This is a genomic window from Bordetella hinzii LMG 13501 (assembly GCF_001548475.1).
GTDB lineage: Bacteria > Pseudomonadota > Gammaproteobacteria > Burkholderiales > Burkholderiaceae_B > Bordetella > Bordetella hinzii.
The window spans coordinates 145,525-168,789 of the sequence record NZ_LRUJ01000003.1 but is presented as its reverse complement, the minus strand read 5'-3'; the positions used below and the strand labels follow the sequence as shown (position 1 = coordinate 168,789).

Genomic DNA, 23,265 nt, shown 5'->3' with positions numbered 1-23,265 from the left:
GCCTGCTCGCAGGCCCCGGGGATCAGGGCTTCTTGTAGGCCACGCAGTCCACTTCCACCTTGGCATCGACCACCAGCCGCGACTCCACGCAGGCGCGCGCTGGCGGGTGCTCGCCGAAGTATTCGCGGAACACCTTGTTGAAGGCGGCGAAATCGCGCGGGTCGTCCAGCCAGACGCCGCAGCGCACGATGTGCTCGGCGCCATAACCGGCCTCGTCGAGGATGGCCAGCAGGTTGCGGATGGCCACGTGCGACTGGGTGATGATGCCGCCTTCGACGACCTCGCCATTCTGCATGGGCACTTGCCCGGACACGTAGAGCCAGCCGTCGGCCTGGACGGCGCGCGCGAAGGGCATGTGCTGGCCGCCTTGGCCGGTGCCGCCGGCCACGCCATAGCGCGTGATGCCGTTGCGGTCTGGAAGAGGGGTTGTCATGGGGGTCTCCTCAAGGGGATATCAGGGGGCGAAGCCGCGGCGCAGGTCACCGGCGCGCGGCAGCCAGCGGCCGGCGCGCTCCCCGGTGGCCCGGCCCTGGCAATACGACAGCACGCCGTTGACCCAGACGCCTTCGATGCCGGCCGCGGGTTGTACCGGCTCGATAAAGGTGCCGCGGTCGGCCACGGTGGCCGGGTTGAAAAGCACCAGGTCGGCGTGATGGCCGACGCGGATTTCGCCGCGTCCGGCCAGGCCGAAGCGGCGCGCCGACAAGCCGGTCATCTTGTGCACCGCCTCTTGCAGCGGGAACAATTTCAGGTCGCGGCTGTAATGGCCCAGCACGCGCGGAAACGCGCCCCACAGGCGGGGATGCGGCAGCGGATCGTTGGGCAGCCCGTCCGACCCTATCATGGTCAGGCGGTGCGAGAGCACGCGCCGTACATCGTCTTCGTGCATGCCGTGGTAGACGGCGCCGGCCGGCTGCAGCCGCCTGGCCGCTTCCAGCAGGCTGATGCCCCAATCCGCGGCGATGTCGGCCAGCTTGCGGCCGGCCTTCTCGGGGCAGGGCGTGGACCAGGTGATGTCGATGTCGAAGTCGGCCGTGACCTGCTTCAGGTCCAGGGTGGAGGAGCTGGCCGAGTACGGATAGCAGTCGCAGCCCACCGGCTGCATGCGCCCGGCGGTGTCCAGCAGGGACAGGACCTCGCCGCTGCGGCCCCAGTTGCCGGCGCCGGCGCACTTGAGATGCGACACCACCACGGGGACCCGGGCGTGCAGGGCGATGTCGAAGGCCTCCTGCATGGCCTCCAGGATTTCCGCGAATTCCGAGCGCAGATGGGTGGTGTAGAGCGCGCCGTGGACATCGAGCTCCTCGGCCAGCGCCTTGACTTCATCGGTGCTGGCCTGGAAGGCCGAGGCATAGGCCAACCCGGTACTCAGGCCGATGGCGCCATGCGCCAGCGCTTCGCGCAGCTGCGCGCGCATGCCCTCGATTTCGGTGGCGCTCGCGCTGCGGTCCAGGCGGTCCATGTGGTTGTTGCGCAAGGCCGTATGCCCGACCAGGGCGGCCACATTGACGGCCGGACGCGCGGCGTCCACGGCGGCGGTATAGGCGGCGAAGCTGGGATAGCGGAAATCGTCCGCGGCGCCCAGGAGATTCATGGGGTCGGGCGGCTCGCCTTTCAGGCTGACCGGCGAGGCGCTGATGCCGCAGTTGCCCACCACCACCGTGGTCACGCCCTGGGAAAGCTTGGGCAGCATCTGCGGCTGGCGTATCACATTGGTATCGTCATGGGTGTGGACATCGATAAAGCCCGGTGCCAGGGCCAGGCCCCGGGCCTCGATTTCCCGGGCCGCGGCCTGCCCGCCCAGTTCGCCCAGCGCGGCGATGCGGCCGTCCTCGAGGGCCACGTCGGTCCGCAGCGGCGCGCCGCCTGTGCCGTCGTAGACCAGGGCGCCGCGGATCAGGGTGTCATACATCGGATCAATCTCCCAGCGGCAGGCGGTTGGGCCCGCCGCGGTACTCGTCCAGCGCCAGTTTGATGCGGCGCAAACGTTCCTGCGTGTCTTCCTGGCGGGCCAGCGCCAGTTCGGTGGCCAGCAGGTCGATGGCCAGCAGCATGGCGTAGCGCGATGCCGAAGGCTTGTAGATGAAATCGGTCTCGGCCGTGTGCACGGGCAGCACCACATCGGCCATGGCGGCCAGTTCGGAGCCGGGATCGGTGATCGCCACGATGCGCGCGCCGTATTGCTTGAGGATGCGGGCGGCCGACAGCATCTCGGGCGTGCGCCCGGACACCGACAGCAGCAAGGCGGCGTCGCGCTCGTCGAGGGTGGCCGCCACCATGCGCATCAGCACGGCGTCGGTATAGGGCGCCACGGGATAACCCAGGCGAACCAGGCGGGACTGCACCTCGTGCGTGAGCGCGGCCGACGCGCCGCCCATGCCGAAGACATGGGTCATGCGGGCCCGGCCCAGGAGGGCGGCGGCGCTCTCGACCAGGGTTTCGGAGAACAACGGCAGATGCGCCCGCAAGCTGTTTTCGATATCGGCATACAGGCGGGCGTAGAAGGTGCTTTCCTCATCCGGCGTGGCGCGGTCAAGGAAGCGTTCGCCGATGGCGCTGGCCTGCGCCAGGCGCAGCTTGAGATCGCGCGTGTCTTCGCATCCCACGGAGCGCGCGAAGCGCGAGATGGTGGCGATGCTCACGCCGGCCTTTTGCGCCAGCTGGTCGACGGTGGCTCCCGATGCCTGGGCGATGTCATCGAGAATCGCGTCGGCCACCTTGCGTTCGGTGGCGCTCAGCGCATCCCGGCAGCTGCGGATCTGGTAGACGATGTCGCGGTGCGAGTTCATGAGTGGTTCATCCAAGTTCGTCCAGGCGGGCGCAGGCCGCGAAATGGCCTTGCCCCAGGTCCTGCGCCGCGGGCGGCGCGCTGGCGCAGATGTCGGCCGCATGCGGGCAGCGCGTGCGGAAGACGCAGCCGGAAGGCGGATCGACGGGGCTGGGGATTTCCCCCTTGAGCAGGATACGCTTGCGCGCGGCGCGCGGGTCGGGGACCGGGGCGGCCGACAGCAGGGCCTGGGTGTAGGGATGGCGCGGCCGGCCGTAGACCGCCCGCGTGGGGCCGCGCTCCATGACGCGGCCCAGGTACATCACCACGACCTCGTCGCAGAGATAGTCCACCACGGCCAGGTCATGCGCCACGAAGAGCATGGTCAGGCCCAGGTCCCGCTGCAGGTCCTGCAGCAGATTGAGCACTTGCGCCTGGACCGAGACATCCAGGGCCGAGACGGGCTCATCGGCGACGATGAAATCCGGCTGCACGGCCAGGGCGCGGGCGATGCCGATACGCTGGCGCTGGCCGCCGGAGAACTCATGCGGATAGCGCAGCCTGTGGTCGCCGTTGAGGCCCACGCGCTCCAGCAGCTCGATGATGCGGGCGTCGCGGCGCTGGCGCGCCAGGCCATGGGTGTCCAGCGCCTCGCCGAGGATCTCGGAGACCGTCATGCGCGGATTGAGGCTGGCATAGGGGTCCTGGAACACGATCTGCATGCGGCGCCGCATGGGCAGCATGCGCTTCTCGTCGAAGTGCGTGATGTCCGTGCCATCGAAAACGATGCGCCCGGCCGTGGGCGCGAACAGACGCAGCAGAGCGCGTCCGGTGGTGGTCTTGCCCGAGCCGGACTCTCCCACCAGCCCGACGATGCTGTTGCGCGGCACCTGGAAACTGACATCGTCCACCGCCCGGACCACGGGCGCGTGGGCGCCCGAACCGGTGGGGAAGTGGACCTTGAGGCCTTCGACGGAAAGCAGCGGATCGGCGGCGCGGGTCATCATGCGGCGGCTACCTTGAAGCATCGGGCGCGGTGCGCGGGTTGGACGGCGAGCAGTTCGGGCACGGCGGCGGCACAGCCCTCGTCAGCCAGGGGGCAGCGCGGCGCGAAAGTGCAGCCCGGCGGCAGCGACAGGACGCTGGGCACATTGCCGGGGATGGCCTGCAGCCGCTGGCGCGAGGCCAGCAGCGCGGCCGTCGGGATGCAGGACAGCAGGCCGCGCGTATAAGGATGGGTGGGGCGCTCGAAGAGGGAATACACATCGGCGTCCTCCACCACGCGCCCGGCATACATCACCGCCACGCGATGGGCGATCTCGGCCACCACGCCCAGGTTGTGCGTGACGAACAGGATGCTCATGCCGCTTTCTTGCTGCAGCCGGCGCAGCAAGTCCAGGATCTGCGCCTGCACGGTCACGTCCAGCGCGGTGGTGGGCTCGTCGGCGATGAGCACCGAAGGATTGCAGGCCAGGGCCAGCGCGATCATCACGCGCTGGCGCATGCCTCCCGACATCTGGTGCGGGTACTCGTTGACCCGGCGCGCGGCGGCAGGGATCTCGACGCGCTCGAGCATCTCGCGGGCCCGCCGCATGGCGGCGGCATGCGAGCCGCCCTCATGCTGCAGGACCGCCTCGGCGATCTGGTCGCCCACCGTGAACAGCGGGTTGAGGCTGGTCATGGGCTCCTGGAAGATCATGGCGATCTCGGCGCCGCGGATACGGCGCAGCGTGGCCGCATCGGCGCGCGCCAGGTCATGTTCCTTGCCATGCCGGTCCTTGAAGCGGATGGCGCCGGCTTCGATGCGGCCGGCCGGCTTGGGCAGCAGGCCCATGATGGACAGGCTGGTGACCGATTTGCCGGAGCCGGATTCGCCCACGATGGCCAGGGTTTCGCCGCGTGCCAGTTCGAAGGTCACGCCGTCGACCGACTTGGCCACGCCGTCGCGGCTGTGGAACCAGGTTTTCAGGCCGTCGACGGCCAGGACGATTTCTTTGCCGCTCATGGTCTACAGCTCCTTGCGCAGGCGCGGATCCAGCACATCGCGCAGGCCGTCGCCGACCAGTTGCAGCGAGAGCACCGACAGTACGATGGCGATGCCCGGGAAAAGCATGATCCAATCCGCCGAACCCATGTATTGCTGGCCGGCATTGATCATGGTGCCCCAGGTCGGGATGTCGGGCGAGACCCCGACGCCCAGGAAGGACAGGCCGGCTTCGGCCAGGATGGCGTAGGCGAAGATGAATGTGCCCTGCACCAGGATGGGCGAGACGAGGTTGCGCAGGACATGGACGGTGACGATGCGCCAGGTCGACACCCCCAGGGCGCGCGCGGCCTCGACAAAGGGCAGTTCGCGGATCACCAGGGTCGAGGCGCGCACGATGCGCGCCAGGCGCGGCGTGTACACAATGCCCAGGGCGATCACGACATTGACCAGCGATGGCCCCAACGCGGCCACCAGCGAAATCGCCAGCAGGATGTCGGGGAAGGCCATCATGGCGTCGATCAGGCGCGAGACGAACTTGTCGGCCGAGCGGAAAAAACCGGCGGCCAGCCCCAGGGCGATGCCCAGCACGCTGGACAGCAGCACGACGGCAAAGCCCACCGTCAGGGACAGCCGCCCGCCATGGATGACGCGGCTCAGGACGTCGCGGCCGAAGTCGTCGGTGCCGAACCAGTGCGCGGCGCTCGGCGCCTTGAGGCGGTTCATGATGGACAGTTTGTAGGGATCGTAGGGGCTGATCCATGGCGCCAGCAGGGCCGCCAGCACCAGCACCGCCAGCACGATGAGCGCGATAAGGACGGTCTTGCGCGCCACCAGCAGGCGCAGGATCTGCCAGCGGTCGCTGCCGCCGGCGGTCATGGGGGTCGCGATGGCCATATCAGTACCGCACGCGGGGATCGACCAGCAGGTAGAGCAGGTCGATGAACAGGTTGATCAGGACGTAGATGGCGGCAATCACCAGCAGGGCGCCCTGGATGACGGGGTAGTCGCGGCGCAGCACGGCCGAGACCACCAGGCTGCCCACCCCGGGCAGGCCGAAGACGGTCTCCGTGACCACGGCGCCGCTGATGAGCAGGGCGGTGGTCAAGCCCAGCACCGTCAGGATGGGGATGAGGGCGTTGCGCACCGCGTGCTTGAGGATGACGCGGCGCTCGGGCAGGCCCTTGGCGCGCGCCGTGCGCACGTAGTCGTCGCGCAGCACGTCCAGCATGCTGGCCCGTATGAAGCGGGTGATGAGCGCCGAATTGACCAGCCCCAGCACCACGGCCGGCAGGATCAGGTGGGACAGCCGCGTGCCGATCGAGGCGTCGGGGCCGCCGTAGCCGGCCACCGGCAGCCAACCCAGCTTGACCGAGAAAATCTGCATCAGGATCAGCCCCAGCCAGAAACTCGGCACGCTGGAGGTGAACATGGAGAACGTCAGCACGGATTGGTCCAGCGTGCTGCCGCGCTTGACCGCCGACAAGATGCCCACCGGCAGCGCGATGGCGCTGGCGATCAGCAGCGACATCAGCGTCAGCCAGAAAGTGGGTTCGGCGCGGTCGGCCAGGGCCGACAGCACGGGCTTGTTCAGGAAGATGGACTGGCCCAGGTCTCCCCGCGCCAGCTGGCCCAGCCAGGTGAGGTATTGCACCGGCAGGGGCTGGTCCAGGCCCAGGCGGGCCCGCAGCGCCGAGATGTCCTGCTGGCTGGCTTCGGGGCCCAGCATGACGGCGGCCGGATCGCCAGGGGTCACGCGGATGATCACAAAGACGATGGTGGCGACGATGAACATCACCGCGACCAGGCCGATCAGCCGGTTCAGTAGGTAACGCGACACAGCGGGTTCCTCGCTCGGGTTGGACGGCGGCGGCCGCGCGGGCCGCCGCGGCGCTTATTTGGCCGCCTTCCAGGCGTTCCAGAAATAAGGCCAGGGGGCGGGCTGCACGCCCAGCAGCGCCGGCGAGCGCGCCGCCTGGGCATTGAAATCGCCCACCTTGATGAAGGGCACTTCGTCGAACACCGCCTTTTGCACATCGGCCCAGCGCTGCACGCGCTCCTCCTGGGTGCGCGCCTGGTTGAAGGCGTCGAGCACCTGGTTGCGGCGCGGCGTGTCCCACCAGCCCGGCGCATCCTTGGACGGGAAGTCGATCAGCGCCGGCTCGGGCAGGAAGGGGCTGTGGGTGATGAAGATATCCCATAGCGCCGGATCCTGGCGGCGCTGCGTCAGCGTGGCCCAGTCCACCACTTGCATGTCCACCTTGAAGCCCGCGGCCTTGAGGTATTCGGCGGCCACCAGCGCCATCTTGTAATGGAACTCATATTGCTGGCTGGTCAGGATGCGGATGCTGCGGTCCTGCACGCCGGCGCCATCGACCAGTTTCTTGGCCGCGGCCGCATCGCCCTTGTTGTAGACCTTGTCGCCCAGCCGGGTCGCCCAGGGAAAACCTTCGGGATAGAGGTCGCCATTGAGCTTGTAGAACTCCTTGTTGCCGAAGGCGGCGAACAGCATGTCCTCTTCGTTCAAGGCCAGCTGCACGGCCTGGCGCACGGCCAGGTTGGACATGATGCCCTGCTTGGTGTTGAGCACCAGGCGCGGCCAGCCGAAGGGCTTGAGCATGACCGGGTCCGAACGCCCGCCCTTGAGCTTGGCCAGCGATTCGACCGGCAGCGAGTCGACGTAATCGAACTGGCCGGCGATGGCCGATTCCACGCGGGTATTGGCGTTGCTGACCGGCACGAAACGGATTTCGTCCAGATACTGCTTGCGCGCGCCGCCGTAGCCGTCGGGCTCGCCCGCGCGAGACTGATAGCCCTCGAAGCGCGTGAGCTGGATGTACTGGTCGGGCACCCGCGCCTTGAGCTGATAGGGGCCCGTGCCGACAAACGTGGTCAAGGTGGGAGCGATGTTCTTGGCCGGCAAGATGATGGCCGCGCTGTTGTTCATCGCCAGCAGGGCCGTCAACGGCGCATAGGGCTGCTTGAGAGTGATCTTGATGGTGTCGGCGTCGGGCGCCTCGATGGCGGTGATCAACTTGGCGGCCTGTTTGCCGCGCGAGGCGATCTCGGTCCAGCGCTTGAGCGAAGCCACGGCATCGGCCGAGCTCACCTTGGCGCCGTCATGGAAGGTCAGGCCCTGGCGCAGCTTGATGGTGTAGGTCAGGCCATCGGCGCTGACCTCCGGCAATTTCTCGGCCAGCAGCGGCGTCAGGTTCCACTTCGCATCGAAGGTGTACAGCGTCTCGAAGATGTGCTGCGTCAGAATGCCGACCAGGTCGGCCGTGCTGGTCATCGGGTCCAGGGTCGGCGGCTCGCCGATGGTGGCCACCGAGATGGTGCCGCCCTCGGCCGGGGCGGCCGACAGGGCCGTGGCGTGCAGGCCCAGGCCGAGAATGCCGGCCGCAAACAGGCTGGCCAGCCGGGTGGTGCGCAGATTCATGAGCTTGTCTCCAGGGGAGTCAACAACAAACTGCCGGTTAGAAATAAGTCGCGGCCACGCCCGTGACGCTGTAGGCATCATCCAGCAGCAGGATCTGGCGCCACTTGTCGAAAGTGAGGCAGGGGTGGGAAATATCGAAGGCGATCATGTCTCCCACGGCAATATCGTCATCCGGCCCGATGGACATGAAGGCATGCTGGTCCATCATGGCGGTCAGCTTCCAGTGGCCGGGCGCGTCCTGCGGCAGCGCGGCGCCGGGCCGGTAATGGCGGGCCGGGGCAGGCAGGCCCGCATCGAAGGCGGCGTCGCGCTTGCCCAGGCCGATGATGGCCCGGCCCGCTTCAGGCAGTGATTGCACATAGGCCCAGACCTGCAGCGCGGGCTGCAGGCCGGGTTCCAGGCGCTGGGCCACGGGATTGTGCGCGGCGATGCGTTCGGCGGCGCCGCGGTAGATGCCCACGTCGTGGCTCAGATAGCAGCCCGGTCGCAGTACGATGTCCAGGCCGCGGCCGATGTCCAGGCCCGAGAACTCTTCGGCCACCACATCGAACCAGGCCGAGCCCGCCCCGGTCAGGATGGCGGCGCCTTCCGCGCGCAGCCGGCCCTCGGCGGCGAGGCGGCGCAGCGTATCGGCCGCGCGCCGCAGAAAGCCGCGGATGGCCGCCTCGTCCTGCAGCACGCCTTCGTAGATCTCCACGCCGGCCAGGGCCAGGGCGTCCGGCCAGCGGGCGATCTCGTCCAGCACTTCCTGCGCCTGGACGGCATCGCGCGCGCCGGTGCGTCCGCCGGCCACGCCCAGCTCCAGCAGCACGGGCAGGCACAGGCCGGCCTGGCGGAAGTAGGCGCCCAGCTGCGCGGCGTTGGCGGCCGAGTCGACCAGGCAGCAGAAACGGAAGGCCGGGTCGCGCAGCAGCCCGGCGATGATGGCCATATTGGCGCGGCCGACCAGCTGGTTGGCCATGATCACCCGGCGCACGCCGTGGTGATAGGCCGCCTGGGTCTGCGGCGCCGTCGCCAGGGTGATGCCCCAGGCGCCGGCCTCGATCTGGCGGGCGAACAGTGCCGGGCTCATGGTCGTCTTGCCGTGCGGCGCCAACTTGACCTGATAGGCCTCCATGAAACGCTGCATCCACTGCAGGTTGTGGCGCATGCGGCTTTCATAGAGCACGGCCGCCGGCAGGCTCACGTCCTCGCGCAGCAGATTCCAGCCCAGGCCGGCCGCCTGGGCGGTGGTACAGCCTGCGGGAAATTGACCCAGTCCCTTGCCGTCGGGGTCCAGCGGCGTCGCCTCTGCCATGCGGGTTCCTTGAAAATTTTTACCAATAATCTTTCGTAGGAAGATTATCTTGAAAGAAATTTACAGGCGGGAGCTAGGACTTTCCCCTAGCCGCGCTCATGGTGTAATGGCCGCCTGGACGCTGCCCTTCTGTTTTCCGCTGCCATGAGCAACGATCTGTTTTCCGCCGACCCCGCCCACCGCCCCTATGTGCCCCTGGCCGAGCGCCTGCGTCCGCGCACGCTGGCCGACGTGGTCGGGCAATCCCATCTCCTGGGGCCGGACAAGCCGCTGCGCGTGGCCTTCGAATCGGGCCGGCCGCATTCCATGATCTTCTGGGGGCCGCCGGGCGTGGGCAAGACCACCCTGGCGCGGCTGATGGCCGATGGATTCGATGCCCAGTTCATCGCCATCTCGGCCGTGCTGGGCGGCGTCAAGGACATCCGCGACGCCGTCGCCACCGCCCAGATCGCGCAAGGGCAGGGCCGCCGCACCATCCTGTTCGTCGACGAAGTCCACCGCTTCAACAAGGCCCAGCAGGACGCCTTCCTGCCCTATGTGGAAAGCGGGCTGTTCACTTTCATTGGCGCCACCACCGAAAACCCTTCTTTCGAGGTCAACTCGGCGCTCTTGTCGCGCGCCCGCGTCTACGTGCTGCAATCGCTCAGCGCCGAGGAGCTCACGCTGTTGGTGGACCGCGCCGTGGCGGCCTTCAATGAGGGCCGCGACGACAAGCCGATACGGTTTGACCAGGCCGCGCGCGAGCAACTGGCGGCCTGGGCCGATGGCGACGCCCGGCGCCTGATCAGCGCGGTCGAGGTCGTGGCCGAGTCGGCCGAAGCCGCCGGCCGCGAAGAGGTCGATGCCGCCTGGCTGGAGACTTCGCTGTCGCAGAACCTGCGCCGCTTTGATAAGGGCGGCGACGCCTTCTACGACCAGATCAGCGCCTTGCACAAGGCGGTGCGCGGCTCGGACCCGGACGCCGCCCTGTATTGGTTCGCCCGCATGCTCGACGGCGGCGCCGATCCCAAATACCTGTCGCGCCGCCTGGTCCGCATGGCGGTGGAGGACATCGGCCTGGCCGATCCCCGCGCCACCGAGCTGACGCTGCAGGGCGCCGATATCTATGAGCGCCTGGGCTCGCCGGAGGGTGAGCTGGCCCTGGCCCAGGCCGTGGTCTACCTGGCCTGCGCGGCCAAATCCAACGCGGTCTACAACGCCTACAACGCCGCCCGCAAATTCGCCGCCGAGCACGGCAGCGCGCCCGTGCCCCTGCATCTGCGCAACGCGCCGACCAAGCTCATGAAGCAGCTCGGCCATGGGCGCACCTATCGCTATGCCCACGACGAGCCCCATGCCTACGCCGCGGGCGAGCACTACTTCCCCGATGGCCTGAACCCGACTTTCTATCGACCCACGGACCGCGGGCTGGAGGCCAAAATCCAGCAGAAACTGGCGTTTCTGCGCGAACTCGACGCCCAGGCCCGCGACAAGAAGCGCTAGCGCGGCTTAGTGCCGCACTTCCACGACGACTTTTTCGCGCGCCAGCGCATCCAGGAAATCATCCGCCAGGCGGGTGTTCTCCTGGTCGAGGTTGGCATCCCACTCATCGAGCAGCAGGACTTTCACCTCATCCATCTGCCGGATTTCCGCCAGGATGCGCATCATGCGCTGTCCGGTGGACAGCCCGTCCTGCTTGCCTTGCCAGACCAGTTGTTCGAAGGACGACGGCAGATAGAAGACCTGGTCGGGATTCGCACCCTTCAGCTCAAGCAAGAAAGTGCTTTTGCCCGAACCATTGGGCCCGCGCACCGTGAACCGGCCCTGCTTGGCCGCCTGGATGGCGCTGGCGCTGGCCCGCGGGTCGGCGACCGGCACGTCGTTGATGCGTATGCCGGCGATGGCCGGGCTGCCGGCCGGCGGCACCTCGGTAAGCCGGGCGGCCTTCAGCAGATATTTGAAAGCGGCATCGGCGGCGCCGAACTCCAGGATTTGGTAGACCAGGGCGCCCAGTGAATTCAGGATATGGAATATCCGTGTCAGGTTCACGAGAGTGGCCGCGATCAGGGCCGGTTCAATATCCGGCGCCGTCACCGTCTCATAGATCAGATAAGAGGTGGGGATGAGCGTCACCAGGCCGAGCAGGAAATTACTGGATTGCTTGAGCCATTCCAGCCTGATCAAGGAACGATAGTAAAGACGGCCCGTGGTGCCGGCCTGCGCTTGCCAGTGGGCGAGATTGTGGCGGTTGCCCAGGGTAACGTTGCTCCAGAAGCGGCCCAGGATATGCCCATAGCCGGCCAGGCCGGCCTGGGACGTCTCGGACAGGCGCGAGATGCCCGGGTTGAAGACCGCGATCACCGCGGCGCAGGCGATCACACTGATGACATAGCCTTGCCAGATGCCGGGCGGGAGCAAGTAGGCGATCACCACCAGGCTGAGGAGGCTGTTCAGGCTGAAGCTCGCAAAGCCATAGATATGCGCGATGTAGCCGAAGGTGGCCGAAAACGCATTGCGCGAGACGACGGAATCGACCTCCTCCCGGCTGGCCGCATCACGATAGCGCGCGGTCCTGCCCTGAAAGCGCAGTTCGAACATGCGCAGCAAGCGGGCATGGGCGGCGTTGGCCCAGGCCTGCATGGTCACGTAGGACAGGCAGCCCGGGACGAAGGGCAGAATCATGCTGGCGAAATAGAGCAGCAGCGACAGCTGGAAAGCCTGGCCAGCCTGCAATTGCCCTATCGCCTCGGTCAGGAAATAGGCCGACGCGGCAATCATGCTCTGGTGCAGCAGCACCAGCAGCAGGGTGAGGGCGGCAAATCGGTGCAGGAAAATAATATGCAGGCGCGAGGGTTTGATTAGGCACATCAACATGCGGGTGGCGTATGTCGTCTTTGACCACGTGCTGCGTCATGCGCTGATGCATGGGTTTACACGCATCCTGTTTCCTTGCCTCCCGCCGCTTTTGAGTACGATCCCGCAACCCACTGGCTGCCCGGTCGCTTTTTTGATGGTTCTAGACTAGCGTGACCTGCGACCCTTATCAGTAGTCCTTATCCGCATGGTTTGTCATCCCTTGCGTCCTGTTGGCCGCCAGACGGCCAGGGCGCGGCAAGCCCATCCGGCGGGGAGGGTAAAATCCCCGGGGTTGCCGGCGCTTCGTGCCGCGACCCAAGGCGCCCGGTCCCCGCGGCCGGCGGCGCGTTTCCCAACTCAATCGCCATCACCATGCTAGATCCGATACTGCTGCGCAAAGACCTGCAAACCGTCGTGGACCGCCTCCGGAGCCGGGGCGTCGCCTTCGACACGGAACGGTTCAACGATCTGGAGTCCCGCCGCAAGTCCGTGCAGACCGAGACCGAGTCCCTGCAAGCGCGCCGCAATGCCTTGGCCAAGCAGATCGGCCAGCTCAAGGCCAAGGGCGAGGATGCCTCGGCCGTGATGGCGGAATCGCAGGCCTTGCCCGCCCGGCTCAAGCAGCTGGAGGACGAGCTGGCGATGCTGCAGCAGCAGCTCAATGAGCTGCTGATGTCGGTGCCCAACCTGCCGCACGCCAGCGTGCCGGTGGGTGCGTCCAGCGACGAGAACGTCGAAGTCCGCCGCTGGCTGCCCGGCCAGGCCGGCCCGGACGGCAACCCCGCCGCGCTGGGGTTCGAGCCGCGCGACCACGTCGCCGTCGGCGAGCCCCTGGGCCTGGATTTCGACACCGCCGCTAAGCTGTCGGGCGCGCGCTTTTCCTTCATGCGCGGCCAGATGGCCCGCCTGCACCGCGCCCTGGCGCAGTTCATGCTGGACCTGCAGACCGGCGAGCACGGCTATACCGAGTGCTACACGCCCTATATCGTCAACAGCTCCACGCTGTACGGCACCGGGCAATTGCCCAAGTTCAAGGACGATATGTTCTTCGTGACCAAGGGCGGCGGCGACGATGACCCCAAGGTCGACGAGCATGGCAAGGCTTTCGTGCGCGAAGACCAATACCTGATCTCGACGTCGGAAATCACGCTGACCAGCGTGGTGCGCGACACCATCGTGCCCGGCGCCGACTTGCCCTTGCGCATGACCGCGCATACGCCTTGTTTCCGCTCCGAGGCCGGCAGCGGCGGGCGCGATACGCGCGGCATGATACGCCAGCATCAGTTCGACAAAGTCGAAATGGTCCAGATCGTCCATCCCGAACAGTCCTACGAGGCGCTGGAGCAGATGACCGGGCATGCCGAGGCCGTGCTGCGCCGGCTGGGCCTGCCCTACCGGGTCATGCTGCTGTGCACCGGCGACATGGGCTTTGGCGCGGCCAAGACCTATGACCTGGAGGTCTGGCTGCCGGCGCAGAACACCTGGCGCGAGATTTCCTCGGTCTCCAACTGCGAGAGTTTCCAGGCACGCCGCATGCAGGCGCGTTTCCGCGCTGACGCCAAGAGCAAGCCCGAGTTCGTCCATACGCTCAATGGCTCCGGACTGGCGGTCGGGCGCGCCCTGGTGGCCGTGCTGGAGAATTATCAGCAGGCCGATGGCAGTGTCGTAGTGCCGGAGGTGCTCCGTCCCTATATGGGCGGCATCGAGGTGCTCAAGCCCTGAGGCTTGAGCAAACCTGAAAACCCGGCCCGCGGCCGGGTTTTTTTATTTATCGATTTATTGTTCCGATAATGGTTTGCCACATTCCGTTTCCGTGGCCGAAATCATTCTGTAGCCTTTGACCGGTATCTTTGTCTTGCGCTATTGATGTGAACAAATGTGAATGAGCGATTAAAAGGGCCGCATCTTGCGGCACAATATGTCTGCTTGGCCTCGTGTCCCTTCATTTCAATAGAGGAAGCTAACCATGACTTCACGAATGATTGGCGATTTTCGCGTTCGTTGCACTGTTGTCCCGAAAGAGGGGCAGTCCTTCGGTGTGCGGATATGGACGCGCCGCGTGGGCGGCACGGCTCCCGAAAAAGCGTGGGATCTTCCCAACCTGGCCACCTACCGCAGCCTCAGCGAGGCGGAAGCAGGCAGTCAGGAAATCTTCTCGAAGATCAATGGTGTTCGTTTTAATGGTGAACCGGAGTTTGCACATGCGACCGCATAATGGCTGGTGGAAGAACACCAGCACCCCGCGCCGTTGGCTCGACGCCATGCGCGCTGCCGCACGGCAACCGTCCTCGCAAGAGGCCGCTGCCGCCCTGCCGGCCAAGCCGGCTCAGGCCAATGCCTGATCCGGCCCAGGCCGGCCATGGAAAAAGCCGCCCTCGGGCGGCTTTTTGTTTGTCCTGCGCGCCTCAGTCGCGGCGCCAGTGGCCGCGCGGGGGTGGGCCGTAATGGCGCGGGCCGCCATGCCAACGCGGGCCGCCGTAATAGACCGGAGCCGGCACGACCACCGGACGGACATAGACCGGCGGCGGCGCGTAGTAGCGCGGCGGCGGGGCGACGTAGACCGGGGCCGGGGCCATATAGACCGGCGGGGGCGGTGCCACGTAGACCGGGGCGGGGGCGACCGCAATACCGGGAATGCCGATGGACACGCCGATGTCCACATGCGCCATTGCCGCAGCTGACATCGTCAGGGCGGCGGCGCCCAAACCGGCGACTAGCCATTTCTTCATGATTTCACCTGCCTTGCTGCACATGCAGTCTTGAGATTGCGTCGATCGTATTTTCGTCCTTTTCGCGGCGAAAGCTTCCCCGGTGGGTATTGCAATGGCGACAAAGCGCAACCAGCGGGCGCGCCGGTGCTGCGCCGCGCCATTGCCGGCCCAGAGGGGAAAGAAGGGACTTGACATCGGCTGAAATCAAATCGCCCGGCGGGCGAGTTACATCCGATCACCAACATGCGCCGGCTTGCGCCAGCGCAAGCGTTTCGCGGGGCTTATCGGTATACTCGACCCATGACGACCGCTCACGACCTCAAGCCTGGGTACTACTGGTACACCATGGAAAAAGATCCCCTGGCCATCATCCACATCCATGCGGATGGGGGCGCCACGCTCATGGGCACGGATTTCCGCATGGAACCCGAAGGCGTCGCCAGCATGATCCGGCAGGGTGAGCGCTTTTTCTGGATCGAACCGCCCGAGCTCTCCCGCGACTGACCTCGCTTCAAACCGCCTGGGCCGCATCCAGCAGCGTGATGCCGCCCTTTTCCCTGTGCTTGGCGCGGTACAGCGCGTCATCGGCCCGGGCGTAGGCGTGCTGCCAGTCCACCATCACTCCCGGGGGCAGCCATACCAGGCCAAACGTCGCACTGACCGCCCCAGTCTGTCCCCAGTTCAATTGGCGGATGGCCGACATCAGGCCTTCGGCCTGGCGCAGGGCTTTCTCCGGCGAGTCCGCCGAATAAATCGCCGCGAACTCATCACCACCCACCCGGCAGACGCAATCGTCGTTGCGGCGCAATTGCAGCTTGACCGCCTGGGCAACCGCATGCAGCAGGCGGTCGCCCGCGGCGTGCCCCAGACTGTCGTTGATGGCCTTGAAATCATCCAGGTCAAATAGGCAGAGCGCCACGCCCAGCCCGCGTTGCGGCGCATGCAGCGCCTCCCGCAGGCGCTTGGCGAAATAACGCCGGTTGAAAATGCCCGTCAAATCATCGGTCACCACCAGGCGCCGCAGGCGGCGGTTCTCCGCCTCCAGCTCGGTCAGCTTGCGGCGCAGCGCCGGCTGACACAGCGCGGCCGGGCACCGCGCCGGCAGGCTCGGTCCGGAATGGCGCGAAGCCAGGGTGGAGACGCGCTTGCGCAGGGGGATGCGGTGGGCGCGAGAGGTTTTGTCTGAGGAGATCATGGCAAAGCGCATCTTTCGTGTGGGCCTGCTTGGGTTAGGCTCAGACTCAAGGCTACGGCGTTTCCAGATGTTTCTCCAGAAAACTAGTGTCAACGATTGTCAAGCTTTGCGGCAGCACCGATTTATCTGCCACATGCTGCATCTTGGTCGCAAATTTGCGATTAATCGGCACCCATGATTTTGTGTGTTTTGTAGAGAATCTTTTATATATGCGATAACTGCCTCGCCATGCCCCTTGGAGGGAACATTGCGTTAAATAGATAACAGGATTCAGGTTTGAATCGTGGTATATGTTTGATCATTGGTCCAACAACAGGGAGGCTCTTTTGCAAGTGATTCGGGAAGGCCGGGCTGTCTGCTGTTCAGCCCGCAAGTACGAGTTTCTGACGGTCGAGCAGGCGATGGGATTCGCCAGATTCCTGCAGCAGGGTAAGAGCTTGGAACATGCCTGCAAGATATGGCGGCCCAAGCGCATCACGGCGGTTCATGGGCCGGCGACCGGTCCCGACGAGCCGCGCGCGCGGCATCACAACTGATATCCGGGCCGTTTGCGGGAACGCAGGCGGATAAATCCATGAGCCGGCCATGGTTAATCATGGCCGGTCAAAAAGATAATCATTCGATGGTGCCCGGTAAAGCCCGGTTCAAGAGCCGGCGAGCAAGGGGCTGATAAACTGGCTGATGCCGGTAAGAATAATCTGCACACCGACGCAGAGCAGCAAAAAGGCGGAGACCCGGGTCACCACCCGGGTGCCGCCGGCGCCCAGAAAGCGCGAGAGCGAGTCCGCCCGGCTATACACCAGATAGATCGTCACGACGACCAGGGTGGAGACCGCAATCGAGGACAGGCTGCCGAGCACGAACTCGCGCAGCTCCTTGGTCCGGTTGGCCGTCAGCGCGATGGCCGCGGCCACCGTGCCGGGCCCGGTAGTCAGCGGTACCGTCAGCGGGAAAAACACCATTTCGCCCAATTGGCTGGGCGCGATCTGCTGGACAGTCTGGGCATCCTTGTTGTGGATTTCCGGCGCGTTGAGCATGGTCCAGCCCGACACCGCCACGGCCAGCCCGCCGGCGATACGCAGCGCCTCCAGCGTGATGCCGAACATGTGCAGCACGAAGGTGCCCAGGAAGAAAGCCACGATCAGGACGAAAAAAGAATTCAGCGCGACGCTGTAGGCGAGCTTGCGCCTTTCCTCGACGGTGAGGGTGGCGGTCTTGTTGAGGAAGATGAAGGCGAGGCCGACCGGGTTGATGATGCTGATGAGCGTGGTATAGCCGAACAGGATTTCGGAGACAAACTGGCTCATGAGGCCTCGCGACACGACAGGGCGGTGGCCGGTCCACCGCGCGGCACTAGTGTCGATGGCTTTGCCGGATTTGGCAACCCGGCTGCGGTCCGGCCTGGCGCGGCGGCTCAGACAGCGGGGGCGCCGTGCGCGGGCCGCAGGCCGGGCTGGCGGACCAGCGCAGCCTGCATGTGCGAGACGAAGGCCTGGATGCGCGGGGAGGGCTGGCGGCTGGCCGGCCAGACGGCCTGCAAGGGCACATCCAGCGGCAGGTATTTGTCCAGCACCGGCACCAGGCGTCCCTGTTCGATGGCGGTGTCAACCGCAAAGCTCGGCAGGCAGGCCAGGCCGAAACCCTGTTCGGCCATGCAAAGCTGCGGCTCCAGCGTGCTGGCGATGGCCGAGCGCGGCAGCTTGGGACGGGCTGCGCTGCCATTGACCACCAGGGGCCAGGGCAGGAGCTTGCCGCTGCTGGGCGCGCGATAGTGGATGCAGGCGTGCCGCGGCAGGTCCTGCGGCCGGCGCGGCTGGCCGTGCGCGGCGAAATAGCCCGGCGCGCCCACGATGCGGTAACGGAAGCGCGCCAGCGGCCGGGCAATGAGGCCCGAGTCGCGCAGCTTGCCCACGCGGATGACCACGTCATAGCCTTCTTCGACCAGATTGACGAAGGCTTCGTTGAAGTCCAGCTCAAGCTCGATGCCGGGATAGCGGCGCATGAAATCGAGCACCGGGGGCATGAAGAGATGGCTGGCCAGTGGGAGCCCCACGCGCAGCCCGCCCTGCGGCGTCTTGCGGCCGATGTCGGCTTCGGCGGCCTCCACCTCGCTCAGGATGCGCAGGCCGCGCTCCAGCAGCCGCCGGCCTTCGTCGGTGAGCGTCATGCTGCGGGTGTTGCGATGGAAAAGCCGCACCTCCAGGCGGGCCTCCATGCGGGCGATGGCCTTGCCCACGGCCGAGGCCGATATATCCAGCTGCCGGGCCGCCGCCGTGAAACTGAGCGTCTGCGCGGCCTGCACAAAAGTACCCAGGGCGGAGAGCTTGTCGCTGTGCATGGATTACGGAAAAAAAGTCCGAAGTGAAAGGAACTGTAGCGTATTTTTCTTTCATGGCGACTTTTCTAGCATGCGGCTTTCTGCTTCCGCGTGAGTACCCCGATGTCTTCCCTTGCCTTTCCCTGGTCCGCCCTGATCGCCATGGCCTGCGCCGGCTTTCTGACCGTTCTTACCGAAGCCTTGCCGGCCGGCCTGTTGCCGCAGATCGCGGCGGGCATGGACATCTCCCAGGCCTGGGCCGGCCAGTCGATCACGGCCTATGCGCTGGGATCGCTCCTGGCCGCCATGCCGCTGGTGGCGGCGACCCAGGGCTGGCGGCGGCGCCCCTTGCTGCTGGCCGCCATCGCCGGTTTTGCCGCCGTCAATCTGGTGACGGCCATTTCGCCCGTGTTTTCGCTGACGCTGGCGGCGCGCTTCCTGGCCGGTGTGTCGGCAGGCCTGGTCTGGGCGCTGCTGGCCGGCTATGCCGCGCGCCTGGTGCCCGATGCCATGAAGGGCCGCGCCATCGCTGTGGCGATGATGGGCGCGCCGCTGGCCCTATCGCTGGGGATTCCGCTCGGGACCTGGCTGGGCGGCTGGCTGGGATGGCGCATGGTTTTCGCCCTGATGAGCGTGATGGCGCTGTTGTTGGTGCTCTGGCTGCGCCTGGCGCTGCCGGATGCGCCGGGGCAGGCGGCCGGGCGGCGCTGGAGCCTGGCGCAGGTGCTGGCCTTGCCGGGCGTGGCGGCCGTGCTGATGACGGTGTTGTTCTATGTCCTGGCGCACAACATCCTCTACACCTAGATCGCGCCCTTGCTGGAATGGGCGGGCCTGCGCGAGCGCACCGCGACGATGCTGCTGCTGTTCGGCCTGAGTTCGCTGCTGTCCATCGGCGTGGCGGCGGCCGGCGTGGACCGCCGTCCCCGGCTGCTGATGAGCCTGAGCGTGGGTTTGTTCCTGCTGGCCGCGCTGATCCTGGCCGCCGCCCCGGGCGATCCGGGCGCGGTCCTGTCAGGCATCCTGCTCTGGGGCCTGGCCTTCGGCGGCGCGGCCACCTTGTTGCAGACGGCGCTGGTGCGCGCGGCCGGCGAGGCGGCCGATGTGGCGCAGTCCATGCTGGTCACCGCCTGGAATCTGGCCATCGCCGGCGGCGGGCTGGCCGGTGCCATGCTGCTGGATCAGGGCGGCGCGCGGATCCTGCCGTGGGGAGCGGCTGTTCTGCTGTTGCTGGCCGGGCTGGGGCTGCGTCGGCGGGCCGCTTGATCTTGCGCAAAGGCGCGGATTCGGCGATGGTCTAGGGTTGCGGTTTCCGCTGTGCTTGATTAAGGAGTTTCGCGCCATGACTGACAAGCCTCGCTCCCGTACGCCTCGCAAGACCGGCCTGCCCCCCGAGGCGCCGGTCCTGGACCCCGGGCGCGCCCAGGCCGAGGCCCGCATGCAGGCCGCGCGCGAAGAAGCGATGTCGGTCATGGCGGACATCGCCTCCCGCGTCCAGGCCGAGGGCGAAGCCAAGGAGGCCTTGCGTTCGGTCATCGAGGCGCTATCGCCGGACGATGCGCGGGCCGTGCACCAGGCGCTGGTGCAGGCGGCGGCGCGGCCCTCGCCGCGCAATCCCGACCTGGAGCTGGCCGGCGACTGGCGCGACGGCGCCTATCCCTACCGGCATCGCATGCTGCGCAAGAACTACGAGAAGCAGAAGTACCGCCTGCAGGTCGAGCTGCTCAAGCTGCAGGCCTGGGTCAAGGCCACCGGGCAGCGCGTCATCATCGTTTTCGAAGGGCGGGATGCGGCCGGCAAGGGCGGCACGATCAAGCGCATGATGGAGCACCTCAACCCTCGGGGCGCGCGCGTGGTCGCGCTGGAGAAACCCTCCGACACGGAGCGCGGCCAGTGGTATTTCCAGCGCTATGTCCAGCACCTGCCTACGGCCGGCGAGATCGTGCTGTTCGACCGTTCCTGGTATAACCGCGCCGGCGTGGAGCGCGTCATGGGCTTTTGCAGCGACGCGGAGTACCTGGAGTTTTTGCGTCAGGTGCCGGATTTCGAACGCCATCTGGTCAACAGCGGCATCCATCTCGTCAAGTTCTGGTTCTCGGTCAGCCAGGAAGAACAGAAACGGCGTTTCCAGCAGCGCAAGGTCCATCCGCTCAAGCAATGGAAGCTGAGCCCGGTGGACTTGGCCTCGCTGGACAAATGGGATGATTACACACGGGCCAAAGAGGCCATGTTCGCCCATACCGACACGGCCGACGCGCCCTGGATCGTGGTCAAGTCCGATTGCAAGAAGCGCGCGCGGCTCAACGCCATGCGCTACGTCCTGAATCGCCTGCCCTACGAGGGCCGCGGCAGCAGCCCCGATCTGGCCACCGATCCGCTGATCGTCGGCCGGGCGCTCTAGGCGGGGCGGCCTCAGTACTGCGCCCGCAGGTTGAGCATCACGTTGCGCGGCGCACCCCACCACCCCTGGCTGAAGAAGCCGATCTGGTCGTAGTACTTCTTGTCGAACACATTGTTCACGTTCAAGGTGGCCGACAGCTGCTTGCTGAAGTCAAAGCGCGCCATCAGGTTCACCAGCGCGTAGCTGCCCTGTTCAACGTCGACATTGCCGCGCGGGCTGGCCGCGGACTGGTACATGCGGCTTTGCCAGTCCACGCCGCCGCCCACCGTCAGCCGGTGCAGGGCGCCCGGCAGGCGGTAGGTGGTGTAGAGCTTGAACAGGCTGCGCGGATGGCTGGTGTTGATCGGGTTGCCGTTGGCGTCCTTGGCGGTGAAGTGCGTGTAGCTGGCGCTGATATTCCAGCCCGGCAGCACCTGGCCGCTGGCCTCCAGGTCTATCCCCTCGACCTTGGCGCCGGAGACGGCGCGCGAAGCCTGCATATTCGGAAAGCCCGGGATGGAGGATCCGGGGATGACCTGGGCCAGGTTGTCCTGCCGCGTCTGGAAGAGCGCGGCCGAGGCGTTGAGCCGTCCTTCGAGGTAGGCGGCTTTCAGGCCGAGCTCATAGCTCTTGCCCTCGATGGGAGGCAGGATGCCGCCACTGGTGTCGCGGGCGTTCTGTGGCTGGAAGATCTCCGTGTAGCTGGCATAGACCGTATAGGTGCTGTCGATGTCGTAGGTCAGGCCGGCATAGGGCGTGAATTGGTCATTGATCTTGTACGCGCGCCGCGAGCCGAAATAGGTCTGCTTCGTGTCCCAGTTGCTCCAGCGGCCGCCCACGATGAGGTGCAGGGGTTCGGCCAGCGCAAACCGGCCGACCAGATAGGCGCCGGTCTGCTTGGTGCGCACGTCATCGGCCGGCGACAGGGTGCTGGACCATTCTGGCTCGCGGATATGCGCGCGGTTCCAATTGAAAAAGCTGCCGATGGCCGGGGCCGGGCCGACCATGGCGTATTGCTGGATGTCACTGTGGTCGTCGATGCTCATCCAGCCCAGGGCGATCTCGTGGCGCAGGCCAAAGGCGTCGAAGGGGGCGGACAAGGACAGGTGGATGTCGTCGCGGTCGCGGTCGCCGTCGTAATTGGCAAACGAAGGGCGCGCGGTGATGACGCCCGTGTCGCGGTTGGGATAGCCGCCGCGGTACACCTGTTTCATGAGATAGCTGCCATCGGTGTGGCTGTAGGCCGCGCGCAGCTTCCAGTCATTGGCGAAGCGGTGCGTCAGGTCCACGAAGTACGTCGTGGTCTCGGTATCCAGCCGCGCCCAGGGCGCATTGTTGGCCACCGTGCGGTTGAAGTCGGTGCGCGAGCCGTCGCTATAGAACAGCGGAAAGCCGCTGCCAAAGCCATTGCTCTGGTTGCGTTGGTATTCCACGCTGGCGGTCAGCACCGTATCCGGCGTCAGGTCGGCGCTGATCACGCCATAAAACGTGCGGCGGCGCGTATCCAGGAAACTCACATAGCTGTCGCCCTGGCTGTAGGCGGCCACCAGGCGCGACCGTATCCGGCCGTCGTCCGTGATGGGCACGGAGATGTCCGCATCGCCGCGCACATAGTTCCAGCTGCCCACCGCCGCATTGACAGTGGCCGCGAACTCGCGCAAAGGACGCTTGCGCACGAAATTCACGGCGGCCGAAGGATTGCCCGAGCCTGTCATCAGGCCGGTGGCGCCGCGCACGATCTCCACGCGGTCGTAGATGGCCGCGTCCATATCGGTCGAGCCATAGTTCCATTGACTCAGGATGGGCGATACCAGGCCGTCGAACTGGAAGTTGTCGATGGCGAAGCCGCGCGCCGAGAAAGAATAGCGGTTGCTGTCGCTGCGCGTGACGGAGATGCCGGGCGCTGTCGCCAGGATGGCGCCGGTGTCGGTCAAGCCCTGGTCTTCGATCTGCTGCCGGGTGACCACGCTCACGGATTGCGGCGTTTCGCGCGGCGAGAGCGTCAGGCCCGTGGCCGTGCTCATGGCATCGGTCGTGTAGGCCTGGGTGCCCTCGGTGGTGCCGGTGATCTCCCGGCCGGTGACGCTGACGGCGGGCAGCTGGGCCACTTCGTCGTCCGCCGCCCGCTGGGCGGCGGCTTGCGGAGGGACGAAGACCGAGCATAGCAATGCGGTGTTCAGGGTATGGACCAGGGAACGGCTCGGCCGCGCCGCGCGCAGGGCAGAAGACATGACAAGGCTCTCGGGCAGTAAGTATCGGAAATAAGAATTATTAATTTTTGTGCCGGGAGCGATGTATGCCGGCTGACGGGATGCGTATGGCGGATGCCGCCGATGGCGCCGA

At 66.3% G+C, this 23,265-nt stretch carries 22 protein-coding genes and 1 pseudogene; 8 read left to right on the top strand and 15 right to left on the bottom strand.

The features are described from left to right. Positions 1 to 22: 22 nt before the first annotated feature. The 9 genes from AXA74_RS03365 to AXA74_RS03325 are packed head-to-tail and all read right to left on the bottom strand — an operon-like array spanning position 23 to position 9,487. Positions 23 to 433, bottom strand: a complete 411-nt coding sequence (locus AXA74_RS03365; protein WP_032954873.1) for a RidA family protein — start codon at positions 431 to 433, stop codon at positions 23 to 25. Positions 434 to 454: 21 nt separating this feature from the next. After that, complete coding sequence (locus tag AXA74_RS03360) at positions 455 to 1,912, bottom strand: N-acyl-D-amino-acid deacylase family protein (RefSeq protein WP_029579049.1); 1,458 nt, start codon at positions 1,910 to 1,912, stop codon at positions 455 to 457. Between the two features lie 4 nt (positions 1,913 to 1,916). Then, positions 1,917 to 2,789 carry a MurR/RpiR family transcriptional regulator gene (locus tag AXA74_RS03355; protein ID WP_029579050.1) on the bottom strand — a complete coding sequence of 291 codons (873 nt, stop codon included), beginning with the start codon at positions 2,787 to 2,789 and terminating at the stop codon, positions 1,917 to 1,919. A 7-nt stretch (positions 2,790 to 2,796) separates the two neighbouring features. Beyond that, entirely contained in the window at positions 2,797 to 3,771 is a 975-nt protein-coding gene (locus AXA74_RS03350; protein ID WP_029579051.1) for an ABC transporter ATP-binding protein, read from the bottom strand. Then, a complete protein-coding gene (locus AXA74_RS03345; protein WP_032977782.1) occupies positions 3,771 to 4,772 on the bottom strand; it encodes an ABC transporter ATP-binding protein in 1,002 nt (333 codons plus the stop codon). The genes AXA74_RS03350 and AXA74_RS03345 overlap by 1 nt, the downstream gene beginning before the upstream one ends. Positions 4,773 to 4,775: 3 nt before the next feature. Then, entirely contained in the window at positions 4,776 to 5,648 is an 873-nt protein-coding gene (locus AXA74_RS03340) for an ABC transporter permease (protein ID WP_029579053.1), read from the bottom strand. Position 5,649: 1 nt separating this feature from the next. After that, complete coding sequence (locus AXA74_RS03335; RefSeq protein ID WP_029579054.1) at positions 5,650 to 6,591, bottom strand: ABC transporter permease; 942 nt, start codon at positions 6,589 to 6,591, stop codon at positions 5,650 to 5,652. A gap of 54 nt (positions 6,592 to 6,645) precedes the next feature. Continuing rightward, a complete protein-coding gene (locus AXA74_RS03330) occupies positions 6,646 to 8,190 on the bottom strand; it encodes an ABC transporter substrate-binding protein (protein WP_032977779.1) in 1,545 nt (514 codons plus the stop codon). A 37-nt stretch (positions 8,191 to 8,227) separates the two neighbouring features. After that, positions 8,228 to 9,487 carry an amino acid deaminase gene (locus tag AXA74_RS03325; RefSeq protein WP_029579056.1) on the bottom strand — a complete coding sequence of 420 codons (1,260 nt, stop codon included), beginning with the start codon at positions 9,485 to 9,487 and terminating at the stop codon, positions 8,228 to 8,230. 144 nt (positions 9,488 to 9,631) lie between these two features. Between AXA74_RS03325 and AXA74_RS03320 the strand changes: the two genes are divergently transcribed. Beyond that, the gene (locus AXA74_RS03320) at positions 9,632 to 10,969 is read left to right on the top strand and encodes a replication-associated recombination protein A (RefSeq protein ID WP_029579057.1); all 1,338 of its coding nucleotides are present in this window, start codon (positions 9,632 to 9,634) and stop codon (positions 10,967 to 10,969) included. Positions 10,970 to 10,975: 6 nt separating this feature from the next. On the opposite strand, the gene AXA74_RS03315 is transcribed toward AXA74_RS03320, so the two are convergent. Further along, entirely contained in the window at positions 10,976 to 12,340 is a 1,365-nt protein-coding gene (locus AXA74_RS03315; protein ID WP_048939890.1) for a hypothetical protein, read from the bottom strand. Between the two features lie 354 nt (positions 12,341 to 12,694). Here AXA74_RS03315 and serS point away from each other — a divergent pair, with 354 nt between their 5' ends. The 3 genes from serS (at position 12,695) to AXA74_RS24090 (ending at position 14,664) form a co-directional block, all read left to right on the top strand. After that, positions 12,695 to 14,044 (top strand): serine--tRNA ligase, encoded by a 1,350-nt coding sequence (serS, locus tag AXA74_RS03310; RefSeq protein ID WP_029579059.1) that lies wholly within the window; start codon positions 12,695 to 12,697, stop codon positions 14,042 to 14,044. A 244-nt stretch (positions 14,045 to 14,288) separates the two neighbouring features. Continuing rightward, positions 14,289 to 14,537, top strand: coding sequence for a hypothetical protein (locus AXA74_RS23780; protein WP_080666543.1), 249 nt, complete (start codon positions 14,289 to 14,291; stop codon positions 14,535 to 14,537). Next, on the top strand, positions 14,524 to 14,664 hold the full coding sequence (locus AXA74_RS24090) for a hypothetical protein (RefSeq protein ID WP_155271596.1): 141 nt from the start codon (positions 14,524 to 14,526) through the stop codon (positions 14,662 to 14,664). The genes AXA74_RS23780 and AXA74_RS24090 overlap by 14 nt, the downstream gene beginning before the upstream one ends. Before the next feature lie 63 nt (positions 14,665 to 14,727). On the opposite strand, the gene AXA74_RS03305 is transcribed toward AXA74_RS24090, so the two are convergent. Beyond that, positions 14,728 to 15,051 (bottom strand): hypothetical protein, encoded by a 324-nt coding sequence (locus tag AXA74_RS03305; protein ID WP_032954875.1) that lies wholly within the window; start codon positions 15,049 to 15,051, stop codon positions 14,728 to 14,730. A 282-nt stretch (positions 15,052 to 15,333) separates the two neighbouring features. Here AXA74_RS03305 and AXA74_RS24085 point away from each other — a divergent pair, with 282 nt between their 5' ends. Further along, complete coding sequence (locus tag AXA74_RS24085) at positions 15,334 to 15,537, top strand: hypothetical protein (RefSeq protein ID WP_162230775.1); 204 nt, start codon at positions 15,334 to 15,336, stop codon at positions 15,535 to 15,537. 7 nt (positions 15,538 to 15,544) lie between these two features. Here the strand turns inward: AXA74_RS24085 and AXA74_RS03300 are convergent, their stop codons facing one another. Then, positions 15,545 to 16,228 (bottom strand): GGDEF domain-containing protein, encoded by a 684-nt coding sequence (locus AXA74_RS03300; RefSeq protein ID WP_080666544.1) that lies wholly within the window; start codon positions 16,226 to 16,228, stop codon positions 15,545 to 15,547. Between the two features lie 290 nt (positions 16,229 to 16,518). Between AXA74_RS03300 and AXA74_RS03295 the strand changes: the two genes are divergently transcribed. Further along, the gene (locus AXA74_RS03295) at positions 16,519 to 16,764 is read left to right on the top strand and encodes a hypothetical protein (RefSeq protein ID WP_029579061.1); all 246 of its coding nucleotides are present in this window, start codon (positions 16,519 to 16,521) and stop codon (positions 16,762 to 16,764) included. A gap of 108 nt (positions 16,765 to 16,872) precedes the next feature. Here AXA74_RS03295 and AXA74_RS03290 read toward each other — a convergent pair whose 3' ends face one another. Together AXA74_RS03290 and AXA74_RS03285 are read right to left on the bottom strand one after the other, a co-directional pair. Then, entirely contained in the window at positions 16,873 to 17,535 is a 663-nt protein-coding gene (locus tag AXA74_RS03290; RefSeq protein WP_029579062.1) for a MarC family protein, read from the bottom strand. Between the two features lie 107 nt (positions 17,536 to 17,642). Further along, positions 17,643 to 18,566, bottom strand: a complete 924-nt coding sequence (locus tag AXA74_RS03285; protein WP_029579063.1) for a LysR family transcriptional regulator — start codon at positions 18,564 to 18,566, stop codon at positions 17,643 to 17,645. Between the two features lie 102 nt (positions 18,567 to 18,668). Here AXA74_RS03285 and AXA74_RS23775 point away from each other — a divergent pair. Beyond that, positions 18,669 to 19,808: pseudogene (locus AXA74_RS23775) on the top strand (MFS transporter). Positions 19,809 to 19,884: 76 nt separating this feature from the next. Continuing rightward, positions 19,885 to 20,943: a polyphosphate kinase 2 gene (ppk2, locus tag AXA74_RS03270; RefSeq protein WP_029579065.1), complete on the top strand. Its 1,059-nt coding sequence runs from the start codon at positions 19,885 to 19,887 to the stop codon at positions 20,941 to 20,943. Between the two features lie 11 nt (positions 20,944 to 20,954). On the opposite strand, the gene fauA is transcribed toward ppk2, so the two are convergent. Beyond that, positions 20,955 to 23,153 (bottom strand): TonB-dependent alcaligin siderophore receptor FauA, encoded by a 2,199-nt coding sequence (gene fauA / locus AXA74_RS03265; RefSeq protein ID WP_051593902.1) that lies wholly within the window; start codon positions 23,151 to 23,153, stop codon positions 20,955 to 20,957. Positions 23,154 to 23,265 lie beyond the last annotated feature (112 nt).

Excerpts from the sequence above, each read along its gene's own strand:
- ppk2 (WP_029579065.1), top strand. The coding sequence starts at position 19,885 with ATGACTGACAAGCCTCGCTCCCGTACGCCTCGCAAGACCGGCCTGCCC.
- AXA74_RS03365 (WP_032954873.1), bottom strand. The coding sequence starts at position 433 with ATGACAACCCCTCTTCCAGACCGCAACGGCATCACGCGCTATGGCGTG.
- AXA74_RS03330 (WP_032977779.1), bottom strand. The coding sequence starts at position 8,190 with ATGAATCTGCGCACCACCCGGCTGGCCAGCCTGTTTGCGGCCGGCATT.
- AXA74_RS03295 (WP_029579061.1), top strand. The coding sequence starts at position 16,519 with ATGTTTGATCATTGGTCCAACAACAGGGAGGCTCTTTTGCAAGTGATT.
- AXA74_RS03355 (WP_029579050.1), bottom strand. The coding sequence starts at position 2,789 with ATGAACTCGCACCGCGACATCGTCTACCAGATCCGCAGCTGCCGGGAT.
- AXA74_RS03345 (WP_032977782.1), bottom strand. The coding sequence starts at position 4,772 with ATGAGCGGCAAAGAAATCGTCCTGGCCGTCGACGGCCTGAAAACCTGG.
- fauA (WP_051593902.1), bottom strand. The coding sequence starts at position 23,153 with ATGTCTTCTGCCCTGCGCGCGGCGCGGCCGAGCCGTTCCCTGGTCCAT.
- AXA74_RS03325 (WP_029579056.1), bottom strand. The coding sequence starts at position 9,487 with ATGGCAGAGGCGACGCCGCTGGACCCCGACGGCAAGGGACTGGGTCAA.
- AXA74_RS03285 (WP_029579063.1), bottom strand. The coding sequence starts at position 18,566 with ATGCACAGCGACAAGCTCTCCGCCCTGGGTACTTTTGTGCAGGCCGCG.
- AXA74_RS03315 (WP_048939890.1), bottom strand. The coding sequence starts at position 12,340 with ATGTTGATGTGCCTAATCAAACCCTCGCGCCTGCATATTATTTTCCTG.
- serS (WP_029579059.1), top strand. The coding sequence starts at position 12,695 with ATGCTAGATCCGATACTGCTGCGCAAAGACCTGCAAACCGTCGTGGAC.
- AXA74_RS03305 (WP_032954875.1), bottom strand. The coding sequence starts at position 15,051 with ATGAAGAAATGGCTAGTCGCCGGTTTGGGCGCCGCCGCCCTGACGATG.
- AXA74_RS03360 (WP_029579049.1), bottom strand. The coding sequence starts at position 1,912 with ATGTATGACACCCTGATCCGCGGCGCCCTGGTCTACGACGGCACAGGC.
- AXA74_RS23780 (WP_080666543.1), top strand. The coding sequence starts at position 14,289 with ATGACTTCACGAATGATTGGCGATTTTCGCGTTCGTTGCACTGTTGTC.
- AXA74_RS03340 (WP_029579053.1), bottom strand. The coding sequence starts at position 5,648 with ATGGCCATCGCGACCCCCATGACCGCCGGCGGCAGCGACCGCTGGCAG.
- AXA74_RS03300 (WP_080666544.1), bottom strand. The coding sequence starts at position 16,228 with ATGATCTCCTCAGACAAAACCTCTCGCGCCCACCGCATCCCCCTGCGC.
- AXA74_RS24090 (WP_155271596.1), top strand. The coding sequence starts at position 14,524 with ATGCGACCGCATAATGGCTGGTGGAAGAACACCAGCACCCCGCGCCGT.
- AXA74_RS24085 (WP_162230775.1), top strand. The coding sequence starts at position 15,334 with ATGACGACCGCTCACGACCTCAAGCCTGGGTACTACTGGTACACCATG.
- AXA74_RS03290 (WP_029579062.1), bottom strand. The coding sequence starts at position 17,535 with ATGAGCCAGTTTGTCTCCGAAATCCTGTTCGGCTATACCACGCTCATC.
- AXA74_RS03350 (WP_029579051.1), bottom strand. The coding sequence starts at position 3,771 with ATGACCCGCGCCGCCGATCCGCTGCTTTCCGTCGAAGGCCTCAAGGTC.
- AXA74_RS03320 (WP_029579057.1), top strand. The coding sequence starts at position 9,632 with ATGAGCAACGATCTGTTTTCCGCCGACCCCGCCCACCGCCCCTATGTG.